Source organism: Micromonospora sp. BL1, assembly GCF_003667485.1.
GTDB lineage: Bacteria > Actinomycetota > Actinomycetes > Mycobacteriales > Micromonosporaceae > Micromonospora > Micromonospora tulbaghiae.
On record NZ_RCVK01000365.1, the window covers coordinates 1 to 12198 of the forward strand.

Annotated in this window: 13 protein-coding genes; 4 read left to right on the top strand and 9 right to left on the bottom strand. The window is 73.4% G+C overall.

Translation table 11 applies throughout. The features are described 5' to 3' along the window. Positions 1 to 1615 (top strand): cellulase family glycosylhydrolase (locus tag EAD96_RS27520; protein ID WP_121686294.1); only part of this gene is annotated, 1615 nt, incomplete at its 5' end. Between the two features lie 111 nt (positions 1616 to 1726). Beyond that, entirely contained in the window at positions 1727 to 2590 is an 864-nt protein-coding gene (locus EAD96_RS27525; RefSeq protein ID WP_120571735.1) for an alpha/beta fold hydrolase, read from the top strand. A 6-nt stretch (positions 2591 to 2596) separates the two neighbouring features. Here the strand turns inward: EAD96_RS27525 and EAD96_RS27530 are convergent, their stop codons facing one another. From EAD96_RS27530 to EAD96_RS27550, 5 genes are all read right to left on the bottom strand, one after another. Beyond that, positions 2597 to 3061 carry a hypothetical protein gene (locus tag EAD96_RS27530; protein WP_121686303.1) on the bottom strand — a complete coding sequence of 155 codons (465 nt, stop codon included), beginning with the start codon at positions 3059 to 3061 and terminating at the stop codon, positions 2597 to 2599. 116 nt (positions 3062 to 3177) lie between these two features. After that, entirely contained in the window at positions 3178 to 3369 is a 192-nt protein-coding gene (locus EAD96_RS27535) for a general stress protein CsbD (protein ID WP_120571734.1), read from the bottom strand. Positions 3370 to 3494: 125 nt separating this feature from the next. Then, on the bottom strand, positions 3495 to 4211 hold the full coding sequence (locus EAD96_RS27540; protein WP_121686295.1) for a VOC family protein: 717 nt from the start codon (positions 4209 to 4211) through the stop codon (positions 3495 to 3497). 128 nt (positions 4212 to 4339) lie between these two features. Further along, positions 4340 to 5497: a hypothetical protein gene (locus EAD96_RS27545; RefSeq protein WP_121686296.1), complete on the bottom strand. Its 1158-nt coding sequence runs from the start codon at positions 5495 to 5497 to the stop codon at positions 4340 to 4342. A gap of 75 nt (positions 5498 to 5572) precedes the next feature. Further along, on the bottom strand, positions 5573 to 6229 hold the full coding sequence (locus EAD96_RS27550) for a 4'-phosphopantetheinyl transferase (RefSeq protein ID WP_121686297.1): 657 nt from the start codon (positions 6227 to 6229) through the stop codon (positions 5573 to 5575). Positions 6230 to 6356: 127 nt separating this feature from the next. Between EAD96_RS27550 and EAD96_RS27555 the strand changes: the two genes are divergently transcribed. Then, positions 6357 to 6632 (top strand): hypothetical protein, encoded by a 276-nt coding sequence (locus EAD96_RS27555; RefSeq protein ID WP_120571731.1) that lies wholly within the window; start codon positions 6357 to 6359, stop codon positions 6630 to 6632. A 52-nt stretch (positions 6633 to 6684) separates the two neighbouring features. Here the strand turns inward: EAD96_RS27555 and EAD96_RS27560 are convergent, their stop codons facing one another. The 3 genes from EAD96_RS27560 to EAD96_RS27570 form a co-directional block, all read right to left on the bottom strand. Continuing rightward, a complete protein-coding gene (locus EAD96_RS27560) occupies positions 6685 to 7458 on the bottom strand; it encodes a peptidase (protein WP_121686298.1) in 774 nt (257 codons plus the stop codon). A gap of 2 nt (positions 7459 to 7460) precedes the next feature. Next, a complete protein-coding gene (locus tag EAD96_RS27565) occupies positions 7461 to 8753 on the bottom strand; it encodes a VWA domain-containing protein (RefSeq protein ID WP_121686299.1) in 1293 nt (430 codons plus the stop codon). A 295-nt stretch (positions 8754 to 9048) separates the two neighbouring features. Next, on the bottom strand, positions 9049 to 10719 hold the full coding sequence (locus EAD96_RS27570; RefSeq protein ID WP_121686300.1) for a dolichyl-phosphate-mannose--protein mannosyltransferase: 1671 nt from the start codon (positions 10717 to 10719) through the stop codon (positions 9049 to 9051). A gap of 83 nt (positions 10720 to 10802) precedes the next feature. Between EAD96_RS27570 and rsmI the strand changes: the two genes are divergently transcribed. Next, positions 10803 to 11651 (top strand): 16S rRNA (cytidine(1402)-2'-O)-methyltransferase, encoded by an 849-nt coding sequence (gene rsmI, locus EAD96_RS27575; protein WP_121686301.1) that lies wholly within the window; start codon positions 10803 to 10805, stop codon positions 11649 to 11651. A 12-nt stretch (positions 11652 to 11663) separates the two neighbouring features. On the opposite strand, the gene EAD96_RS27580 is transcribed toward rsmI, so the two are convergent. Further along, positions 11664 to 12198: hypothetical protein (locus EAD96_RS27580; RefSeq protein WP_121686302.1), on the bottom strand; the 535-nt coding region annotated here is incomplete at its 5' end.

The window sequence follows — 12198 nt, forward strand, 5'->3', positions numbered from 1 at the left end:
GCCCACGACCCCGCCGCCCGCCGGCAACGCGATGGCCGCCGTCGCCGCCATGCAGCCCGGCTGGAACCTCGGCAACTCCTTCGACGCGGTCGGCGCGGACGAGACCGCGTGGGGCAACCCGCGGGTCACCGAGGCGCTGCTCGACAACGTCCGGGCGCAGGGCTTCAACAGCATCCGCATCCCGGTGACCTGGAGCAACCACCACGGCGCCGCGCCGAACTACACGATCGACGCGGCCTGGCTGAACCGGGTACGCGAGGTGGTCGGCTGGGCGCTCGCCGACGGCTTCTACGTGGTGCTCAACATCCACCACGACTCGTGGCAGTGGATCAACACGATGCCCACCGACCGCGCAGGCGTGCTGAACCGCTACAACGCGCTCTGGACCCAGATCGCCGCCGCGTTCAAGGACTCCTCGCCGAAGCTGACCTTCGAGAGCGTCAACGAACCGCAGTTCACCGGCAGCTCCGGCGACGCGCAGAACGCCACGCTGCTCAACGAGCTGAACACCTCGTTCCACCGCATCGTCCGCCAGTCCGGCGGGAACAACGCCACCCGGCTGCTGGTCCTGCCGACCCTGCACACCTCCGCCGAGCAGGCCCGGGTGGACGAACTGGTCAGCACGTTCAACACGCTGAACGACCCGAACCTGATCGCCACCGTGCACTTCTACGGGTACTGGCCGTTCAGCGTCAACGTCGCCGGGGGCACCCGGTTCGACGCGACGGTCCAGCAGGACCTGACCGACCAGTTCGACCGCGTCTACAACGCCTTCGTCACCCGCAACATCCCGGTGATCATCGGCGAGTACGGGCTGCTCGGCTTCGACCGCCACACCGGCACCATCGAGCAGGGCGAGAAGCTCAAGTTCTTCGAGTTCCTCGGCCACTACGCGCGCAGCCGCAAGCTGACCACCCAGCTCTGGGACAACGGCCAGCACTTCGACCGGACGTCCTTCGTCTGGAAGGACCCCGAGCTGTTCGCACAGATCAAGTCGAGCTGGACCACCCGCTCCGGCACCGCGTCCAGCGACCAGGTGTACGTGCCGCGGACCGGCTCGATCACCGCCAAGAGCCTGACACTCAACCTGAACGGCACCACGTTCCAGGGGCTGCGCCAGGGCACCATCGACCTGGTCAACGGCACCGACTACACCGTCTCCGGCACCACCCTGACGCTCACCGCGTCGGCGCTGACCCGGCTCGTCGGCTCCCGCGCGTACGGGGTGAACGCCAACCTCCAGGCCCGCTTCTCCACCGGCGTGCCGTGGCGGATCAGCATCATCTCGTACGACCCGCCGGTGCTCTCCAACGCGACCGGCACCACCGCCGCGTTCACGCTCCCGGCGCAGTTCCGCGGCGACCAGCTCGCCACGATGGAGGCGAAGTACGCCGACGGCAGCAACGCCGGCCCGCACAACTGGACCTCGTACAAGGAGTTCGACGTGACGTTCGCGCCGGACTACGCCGGCAACACGATCGCGCTGAAGCCGGAGTTCTTCGCCGAGGTCAACGACGGCCAGCGGGTGACGCTCACGTTCCACTTCTGGAGCGGCACGAAGCTGACCTACTACGTCACGAAGTCCGGCAGCACCGTCACCGGCACGGTGAGCTGACCGCGACGGCACGGCTCGCGGCGGTGGGCGCCGACACCGCCGCGAGCCGCGCCCCGGCACACGTTTCCGCAGGACCGATGATTTTCCCGGCCGGCACCGGTCGACAGAGGCATGAAGACGCTCACTCTGCAGACGCCCGAGGTCGACCTCGTCTACGACGTCCACGCCCCCACGGCGGCCGAGGGCGGGCACCGCCCCTTGTTCATGATCGGCCAGCCCATGTGCGCCGACGGCTTCACCACGCTCGCGTCGTACTTCCCGGACCGCACCGTCATCACGTACGACCCGCGCGGGCTCGGCCGGAGCGTCCGCAAGGACGGCCGGAACGACTCGCTGCCCGAGGTCCAGGCCCGGGACGTACGCGACATCGTCGACGCCCTCGGCGTGGGCCCGGTCGACATGTTCGCCAGCAGCGGCGGCGCGGTGACCGCGCTCGCCCTGGTGGCCGCGTACCCGGACGTGGTGACCACGCTGGTGGCGCACGAGCCGCCGCTGACCACGCTGCTCCCCGACGCCGAGGCGGCCGGCCGGGCCATGGCCGCCTGCCAGGAGGCGTACCGGAAGAACGGCTGGGGCGCCGGCATGGCGGCGTTCATCGGCCTGACGTCGTGGCGGGGCGAGTTCACCGACGACTACTTCGCCCAGCCCGCGCCGGACCCCGCCGCGTTCGGGATGCCGGCCGAGGACGACGGCAGCCGGGACGACCCGCTGCTCTCCGACCGGTCCGCGGCGGTCACCGTGTACCGGCCGGACGCCGACGCGCTGCGCGCCGCACCGACCCGCGTGGTGATCGCCGTGGGCGAGGAGTCGGCGGACACGCTCACCGCGCGGACGTCGGTGGCCACGGCCGAGCTGCTCGGCGGGCAACCCGCGGTCTTCCCGAGCCACCACGGCGGGTTCCTCGGCGAGGAGATGGGCCAGGCCGGGCAGCCGGAGGCGTTCGCGCGCCGGCTGCGGGAGATCCTCGACGCCTGATCGGGCTCAGGCCCGGCGCACCTCGGTGAGCATCGCGGGGTAGGGCCCGGCCGGTGTGCCGGGCCCGGCCTGGTCTGCGGGGACGACGTTCTCCATCCGCAGGCGCAGGAGGGCCGGGTCGGCGGTGTCGAGGACGATCCGCCATCCCCAGCCGCCGCCGTACTCGGCGCTCAGTTCGACAGCCGACACCCCGTCCGCCGCGCCGGTGAGCGTCATCGGGGTCGGCTGCTGGTGCCACGAGTCGCCCCACCAGGCGACGAGCGAGCCCGGCCGGTCGCCCGCGGCGATCACCAGCAGGCCGTCCTGCGGGCCGTCGTCGGGGTGGTCCCACGAGTACGACACGGTGGTCAGGTGCCCGCCGGCCGCGGTGGCGACTGTGAGCGCGGCGGGCGACTCGGCGAGCGGGTCGGAGGGCATCAGCCGGAAGCCGTTGGTGCCTGCCCAGGACCCGGTGACGTCGGTGAGAACCATCACCACAGGATAGGAACCAGGCCTGACACTGCCCCTCCACGCCGGTCCGGGGAGATCTTGGAAGATTTCGGCCCATATGAGGGCCGTTTGTCAACAAGATCTTCGGCGGCACAGGGTCAGGCGGAGAAGTTGTCGTCGGCGTCGCGGGCGTCCGCCTGGATGTGCTCGCCGGGGCGCTTGCCCCGGATCTCGTCCTGTTCGCGTACCCGGTCCGCTTCGGCGTGTTCGTCCTGGTTCAGGTCACCGAGCCGCGCCCGGGCCGGACCGGCCAGATCCTCCAGGTCGTTCTTCGCGCGCTCGACGCTCATGCCGCCTCCCCGGATCGTCGCGTCGCGGCCCTCGCCGCCTGCCGCGTCGCGTCCCCGCTGGCCCGGCCGGCAAACCGCCACCGGCCCGGGCTCCGCCGCGCGACCAGGGCCGCCGCGCCGGGTGGCTATCCGGGCGGCATGCTCGCGGTCAGGTCCTCGGCGTGCCGCAGTGTGTCGGCCAGCGCGTCGCGCGCAGCGTCGTCCAGCGGGACCGATCGGGCCTGCCGCACCAGCTCCCGCGCCGTCTCCGGCTCGCCGAGCTGCAGCGCCAGCTCCGCCCGGTAGACCAGCGCCTCCACCTGGACGGCCGGGTCGTCGGCGGCCTCCGGGCGGGCCAGCGCGCCGTCGAGGATCCGCGCGGCCTGGGCGGGATTGCCGCGCGAGTCGGCCTGCACCACCGCGTTGCCCAGCGTGCGGGCCAGGCCGCCCTTGTCGTCGGCCCGGGGTGGCTCGGCCCGGCCGACGAATCGGATCCAGTTGCCGCCGGGGTCGACGATGCTGAACCCGAAGTGGCCGTCCTGGTTGCGGCGGGGCCGGGGCCGGGTCATCCGGGGCACGCCGGAGACGAGCACCCTGCCGTACGTGGCACGCATGCCGTCGGCGAAGGCCCGGTGGATGTCGACCAGGTCGTCCACCACCACCAGGCAGGAGCCGTACGAGTCGGCGGGATCGAACTCCGGCATCCCGAAGAAGTGCAGATGGAGATCCTCCCGCCGCAGCGTGAGGTACGGGTTCGGGCGCTCCTGCCGGTACGTGGCCTCGAAGCCGAGGGCCTGGTAGAAGGGGGCCACGTCGTCCAGGGAGCGGCACGGCAGCAGTGGGATCGTCGTCTCGTTCGCCATGCTCCGAGCCTGGCGACCGATGGTCGGCACGCGCACATGGAAATGTCCGATCGGCTGCCGGCGTCACCCGAACGGACACGGGGGCCGGTCCGCTGTGGACCGGCCCCCGTGCGGGGTCTCGCGTGGGGTCAGGGCTTCCAGGACCCGGCGGAACGGAAGCGGTGCTTGTACTCGACGACGCCGTTCTGGTCCTTCACGTCGAAGATGAGCTGGCCGCTGCGCTTGAAACCCTCGGGCAGGTTGGTGCCCGAGGTCATCAGCTTGCCGCAACCGGAGAAGGCGCCGCCGATGCCGCTCTCCTCGGTGCCGTCCGCGGCGACCCAGGTGAAGTAGAACGGGTTGATCGAGCCGGTGCCCTTGGTGATCTCGGCGGTCACGTCGGCGATCAGGAACATGCCGTTCTTCGGGCCGGGCATGACCTCGCTGCAGGCGGCGTTCCTGGTCCGGAAGTTGCCGACGGTGATCTCGATCGTGCCGCGGTCGTCGTTGACGACCAGCTTGTCGCCGGCCGGCATGTTGAACGTCTTGTCGTCGGTGTTGCCCGGCTGCGGCGTGCCGGTGGGAGCGCCCGTCGGGGTGTCACCTGTGGGCTGGCCGTAGGTGACGCCCGGCGTGGGCAGCGAGTCGATCGCCTCCTGGGTCTTCTTCGCGCCGCTGTAGATGGCGAAGATGCCGCCACCGCAGCACAGCAGCAGCAGGATCACCGCGATGATGCCGACCGTGATCCAGACGTTCTTGTTCGACTTCTTCGCCGGCGGCCCGAACGGCGCTCCGGGCGGCGGCGGGTACGCGCCACCACCCGGCGGCGGGTAACCGCCCGGAGGCGGGTACGCCCCACCCGGGGCCTGGTACTCCGACCCCGGCGGCTGGTAGGCGGCGCCCGGTGCCTGGTACTCGAACCCCGGCGGCTGGTACGCCCCGGCCGAGGGCTGGTACTCGCTGCCCGGCGGCGGGTAGGGCGCGCCCGAGGTGGGCGGCGCCGGCGGGAACGCCGTGGTGGGAGCGGGCGCGGGCGGGTACTGCTCGCCCGGACCCGGCTGCGGGGGATAGGGCGCCCCGGAGGTCGGCGGCTGCGGCGGACCGGAGACGGGCGGCGCGCCCGAGACGGGCGGCTGCGGCGCGTCCGAAGGCGGCGGATAGGGCGCGCCCGAGGTCGGAGCGGGCGGCGGCGCGTACGGGCTGCCCGGCACCGGCGGCATCGGGGCGGTGGGGAACGCCTGCGTCGGCGGTTCCTGCGGCTGCTGGTTCGGGTCGGGTGACCCGGACGGAGGCTGAGGGTGGCTCACCGTACTCCTTGGGCGCCTTCGGAATTTTCAGTCGGAACGACGGTACAAGCCGGGCACAACCCGCCCGGCAGTGGCTCATCGATGTGGCAGGACGGCCGCGGTGCGGACCAGGTCGTCGTCCACGGCGAACCGTCCGGTCACCGCTGACGGCGGATCGGGTACCGGGGCGGCGGCGATCCGGGCCGGTGCGATCACCGCGTGGAAGGTGCCCGCCTCCGGGTCGAGCACGACGCGCGCGTCGGCGAAGCCCAGCCACGTCCCGACCAGCGGGTGCCAGACCTTGTAGACGGTCTCCTTCGCGCTGAACAGCACTGTGGGCCAGGGCGTGCCGGACGGCAGCCGGGCCAGGTCCGCCTCCTCGTCGGGGTGGCACACCTTCCGCCGTACCCCGGCAGAGAGCGGCCGGTAGCGCTCGGCGTCGATACCGACGGCGCGCACGTCGGCGGCGCGGGCGGCGGCCGCCGCGCAGTAGTCGCGGGTGTGGGTGATCGCGCCGACCACGCCGGGCGGCCAGATCGGGGCCCGGTCGGCGCCGGCCGGTACCGGCGTGGCGGGCAGGCCGAGCGCGCCGAGCGCCCGGCGGGCGCAGACGCGCCCGGCGGTGAAGTCACGGCGGCGGCCGGGCACCGCGCGCTCACCCAGGGCGGCCAGCTCGGCCGGGAGCAGGTCACCGGCCCAGTCGGCGGGGGTGGCCACCGCGACGGCGACCTCGGCCGGAAGCAGATCACGCACGAGAGGTGGATGACGGGGACACGCGGTGAACGTACCGTAACGCTTGGGCGTGCCGCTGCGCTGAAGGAACGTTGCGGGGAGGCAACCGGTCCATCACCACCCATTTCCGACTCGGAAGGAGCGGCCGATGACGCCTGGCGCGGAGGGCTCGGGGAGCACCGGCGGCGAGCACGTGCCGGTGACCCCCCACTGGACCTGCGGCTCGTGCGGTGACGACTGGCCCTGCGCCACGAAACGTCATCACCTGCTGCGCGAGTACCAGGTGGACCGGGCGTCGTTGAGCGTCTATCTCGGATCCTGCCTCGCCGCGGCGACGCAGGATCTGCGCTCCGTGCCGGTCACCGCGCTCCAGGACCGGTTCATCGGCTGGGTGCCGCGCGGCCCGCGTACCGCCGAGGCTTGAGCGCGTCCGGTGGCCGCCGCGTCGGGTTCGCGGCGGCCACCGGCTGCGGTCCTCAGGGGCGGCGGGGCCGCCGGGTGAGCCCGAAGCCGACCACGCCGGCCACGGCGGCGAGCACTCCGCCCACCGTGGTCCACACCCAGCGCGACCCGGCCTCCGGGAGCCAGCCGGTCAGGTCGATCTCCTCGTCGGCCACCGGCTCGGGCGTCGGCTCGGCGGTCAGCACGGTGCCGGCCCGGGTGTTCGGCACCAGCGGCGCGGCCAGTTCGCCGTCGTCGCCGGACGCGCCGCCCTCGTCGGTCGCGCCGACGAGCATCTCCACGTCGATCGGCAGGCCGAGGTCGGGCTCCGGCAGGTCGGTGACGGAGAGCCGGATGTAGTAGGTGCCGGGCAGCGGGTCGCCCGACCAGGGCTCGGCCCACGGCCGTACCCGCCGCAGCGTGCAGCCCAGCGCGACGCTCGTCGCCGACGCGTCGGCGGTGGGGGTCTGCGCGCCCGCTGTGCACGCCTGCCGGCGGCGCAGCCCGTCGAAGACGTCGACGGTCCAGGTGGACGCGCCGCTGCGTGACTTCGGGAACGTGACGGTGGCGGTCACCTCGTGCACCTGCCCGGCGTCGGCGCGGAACGACCAGTACAGGTGGTCGCCGGTCGACGCGCCGACCTGCACCGGCTGACCGGCGGTGACGGTCGTGGCGGTGAGGAACGAGGTGCCGGCCTTGGTCACCGTGGTCGCGCCCGGTGACGGGCTGGGCGCGGCCAGGGCCGCCGCCGGGGTGAGCGCGAGTCCGGCGGCGGTGGTCGCCGCCGCGGCGCGGATCAGCGTACGCATGCTCAGTTCGTCCTCCACGTGTGCACCCACCAGCGGGTGAGCAGTCCGGCGAGCAGCCCGGTGAGCAGTCCGGCGAGCGTGAGCAGGAGCAGCAGCACCCAGCCGCGGCCGAGGTCCGGTCCGTCCGGCGCGGGGGAGGCGGCCACCACGTCGACCGTCAGCTCGACCGGCATGCCGGGACGGGCCTGGGTGCCGGGCTTGGCCGCGAACGAGTTGCTGACCACCAGGCAGACGGTCCGTGCGGCCTGCTCCGTGCCCGGCGTCGGCTCGGCGCTCGGGCCGTCCTCCTCCTCTTCGGCGGCCGACCAGCGCAGCCCGGCGGAGACCACGTCGGTACGCCCGCTGCCGGCGTCGACGCCCCGGACCAGTTCCCGCCCGTCCGGCGCGGTGGCGCGCAGCAGCACGCCGTAGTCCGGGTTGACCGGGCGGTCCAGCGCGACGCTCACCGAGGCGCGCAGCTCCTGCCCGGGCCGCACCGGCACCCGGTACCAGCGGTGCTCGGAGAACGCCTCCCGGTCGCTGTAGACGCCGGGGGCGAGCAGCGGCGCGCCCTCGCAGGCCGTGCCGCCGCCGACCACCGCGGGGGCAGCCGTGTACGTGTCCCGGGCGCGGTCGACCAGTTGCTTGATCCGGCCGGTCAGCTCGTCGGCGCTCTGCGCGGCGGTGTAGGTGCCACCGGTCGCGCCGGCGATGCAGAGCAACTGCTTGCGTACCTTCTCGTCCGGCGCGAGGCCGAGCGTGTCGACCACCAGGCGCGTGCCCTGGGCGGCCAGCTCGCGGGCCACCTCGCACGGGTCGGGCGGCGCGCAGGTGTCCTCACCGTCGGTGATCAGCACGATCCGGCGGGCGGTGCTGCCGGTGCCCAGGTCCTGCGCGGCGGAGCGCAGCGCCAGCCCGACCGGGGTGAAGCCGGTCGGGCGCAGCCCGGCGACGGCGGCCTTGGCCTGGGTACGGTCCACCGGGCCGACCGGCACGATCTGCTGGGTGTCCAGGCAGCCCTGCTTCTTGTCCTTGCCCCGGTAGGTGGCGCCGAGCACCCGGATGCCGAGCTGTGTCTCGTCCGGCAGGGCGTCGACCACCTCGTTGAACGCCTGCTGGGCGACGGAGATCCGGCTGCGGCCGTCGATGTCGCGGGCCCGCATCGACCCGCTGACGTCGAGGACCAGCTCGACCTTGGGTGGTTCGGCGACGGGCTCGGTGGTCTCGTCGTCGGCCCCGGCGGGGCTCGGCCCGATCATCGCGGCCGCCGCCAGCAGTCCGATGAGGACGGCCGTCGATCGTCTCTTGTTGATCACCGGGCGAAGTGTAGTGAGATCCACTTTGGAAGATCATCCGGGTCACGGGTGCCCGTTCCCGGCGTCCGCCGGGGTCGTCACGGTCGCGCCCGGCCACCCACCGTTAGCTGCACCATGTAAACCTTTCGGCCGGTGGTGCACTCGTCGGAAATCTGACCGGCCCGCACCCGTTGTGCGGTTGCCGGAGTGTGGTTAAGCTCTGTCTTGCGCGCCCCAATCGCCCGCTTCCCCCGTGGCAGGCGATCGGGGCGCGCTTCTTTGTGCCGGGGCGCCGCGCAGTGCCCGGCGCCCCGCCTCAGATCCAGCGGCCGTCCAGCCACATCCGCGCCGACCAGTCCGCGTACGGCAGCACCCGGCCCACGAAGATCGGGTAGAAGTACGCGAAACACAGCGCCACGAGCAACACGTACGCGCCCGCGATGATCCCGCCCACCAGCCGGCGGTCGTGGACCTGTTGCGGGTCCGGTGGCGCGGCCGTGTTCGTCACCGGCGCCGGAGTGGCGATCGCGCCGAGCACGTAGACCACCGCGAGCACCAGGAACGGCACCGCCGGTGCGGCGTAGAAGGAGAACATCGTCCGGCCGTCGAGGGCGAACCAGAACCAGGGCAGCAGGCCGGCGGCGACGCTGAGCAGGATCGCGCCCGCCCGCCAGTCACGCCGGGCCAGACCGAGCCAGGCGGTCGCGGCGATCGCCGGCAGGAACGACCACCACAGCAGCGGCGTGCCCAGCAGCAGCACCTCCGAGGCGCAGCTCGGCGCGCCGCAACTGCCGTCACCGGACCAGTGGAACGCCACCGGGCGGCCGAGTAGCAACCACTGCCAGGGCCAGGACTGGTACTTGTGCGGGTCGTCGAGCTGGGTGTGGAAGCCGTACGCGGCCTTGTGGTACTCCCACAGGTTGATCAGCGCACCGACGAACGGGGTGTCGCTCAGCTCCGGGTTGTTCGGGTAGCGCTCCGCCAGGCGGTAGTAGCCGTCCTGCCCGAGTAGCCAGCCCGACCAGGTCGCGACGTAGGTCACGAGCATCAGCACGCCCGCCGCGAGCAGCCACGGCAGCTCGTCGAGCACGGCGTCGCGCCACGGCCGGCGTACCCCGGACGAGCGGCGGACGCCGACCTCCCAGAGCAGCACCAGCAACGCGAACGCCGGCACGAAGTAGAGCGCACTCCACTTCACCGAGCAGGCGCAGCCGAGCAGCACCCCGGCCGCCAGCCGCCACCACGGCCATTCCCGCCAGCCCGACGACGGACGGCCGGCCCGCCCCGGCTGGGTCGGGTCGAGCCCGCCCTCCAGCGCCCGGGCCCAGCGCCGACGCCGGGCGTCCCGGTCGAGTACCAGCGCGCCGAACGCGGCGAGCACGAACAGCAGCAGGAAGATGTCGAGGATGGCCGTGCGGGACAGCACCAGGTGGTAGCCGTCGAGCGCGAGCAGCAGGCCGGCCGCGCAGCCGAGCACCGTGGAGCGGAACATCCGCCGCCCGATGCGGACCAGCAGCAGCACCGACAGCGTGCCGGCCACCGCCGCGCCGAACCGCCAGCCGAACTCCGGCGAGGTGGTCATCAGGTGACCCGGCACCGAGACGCCGCTGTCCGCGTCCTGGTAGCCGAAGGCCCACTCGCCGATGCCGATCATCCACTTGCCCAGCGGTGGATGCACCACGTACGAGGGGCCGTTGTCCTTGTAGTTCCACTCGAAGCCGCGGTCGATCAGCCCGTACGCGTCCTTGGCGTAGTAGGTCTCGTCGAAGATCTTCCCGGGCGGGAAACCGAGCCCCACGAAACGCAGGATGGCCGCGATGGCCACCACCACGGCTGTCGCCAGCCACGCCTGACCCCGGCCGATGCGGTCGTCGACGGTGGCGAGCCGGCGCCGCACGGCGGCGGCGAGCCCGGGCCCGGCGCCGTCGCCCCGGTCGGTGGTGGAAGGGTCCGGGTTCGCGCTCTGTGCTGTCGACGCACTCGTCACCCGGCGATCGTAGGCTGCGAGGGTGCCCGGTGGCGTCCGTCGTCTCCGAAATTGGTACGACCGTCGATGAGGGAGCGCACGCCGTGGGGGAAATGTCCGAGGTAGGACGGCTCGTGTTGCTCGGCGCGCCGCTCGGCAACCCGGCCGACGCGTCCGCCCGGTTCCGCGAGGTGCTGTCCGCCGCCGACGTGGTCGCCGCCGAGGACACCCGGCGGCTGACCCGGCTGGCCCGCGACCTGGACGTGACGGTGCCCGGCCGGATCGTCTCGTACTTCGAGGGCAACGAGGAGCGGCGTACCCCCGAACTGGCCGAGGTGCTCGCCGCCGGCTACACGGTCGCGCTGGTCACCGACGGCGGCATGCCCAGCGTCTCCGACCCCGGGTACCGGCTGGTCCGGGCCGCGCTGGACGCCGGGGTGCCGGTCACCGCGGCACCCGGGCCGAGCGCTGTCACCACCGCGCTTGCGCTGTCCGGGCTGCCCTGCGACCGGTTCTGCTTCGAGGGCTTCCTGCCGCGTACCCCCGGCGCCCGCCGCTCCCGGCTGCGCGCGCTCGCCGCCGAGGAGCGCACGCTGGTGTTCTTCGAGGCGCCGCACCGCATCGCCGGTGCGCTCGCCGACCTGGCCGAGGCGTTCGGCAAGGATCGTCCGGCCGCGCTCTGCCGGGAGCTGACCAAGACCTACGAGGAGGTCGTCCGCCGGCCGCTCGGCGAGCTGGCCCAGTGGGCCGCCGAGGGCGACCCCCGGGGCGAGATCACGCTCGTCGTGGCCGGCGCCCCGGCCACACCGGCGGTCCGGCCGGACGACGAGACGCTGCGCGCCGCGGTGGCCGAGCGCGAGGCGGCCGGGCTGTCCCGCCGGGACGCGATCACCGAGGTCGCCACCGCGTACGGGCTGCGGCGGCGGGAGGTCTACGCGGTGGTGCACAGCTGAGGTGCCGGGCACCTACCAGGCGGCGGCCAGGAAACCGACCGTGATCAGCAGCGGGCCGGCCAGCGCCAGACCGACCGCCCAGCGCCGCTGCCGTTCCTCGGCGAGCCGGGTCGCCCCGGTCCACCTGGCGATCCCGGCGGCGCAGCCGGCCACCAGGGCCAGCCCCAGCAGCCAGCGCAGGTGCCGTCCGGCGCCGGTGTCCGCGTAGGCGGTGGACCCGTCCGGCCCGGTCATCCGCGCGCGCAGCGAACTGCCGGTGTCGGTGCGCCCGGCCGGTACGCCGCTGACCCGCACCCCGTGGGCCTGGAACCGGTCTCCGTCGGCGGAGAAGATGCCCCGGCAGCGCTGGGTGAGCCCGCCGCCCGCGCACTGCGTGATCATCACGGTGCCGCCGGTCGAGTGCCCCACGGCCAGCCAGAACGGCCCGGCGCTCACCCAGGCGAAGAACGCGGCGAGCAGGCTCAGCGTCAGCAGCACGGCCAGACCGGCGGGCGGGCTCGGCGGCGTGACCGGGCGGGCGCGTTCCGGCCGGGCGGGCGGCCGGAAC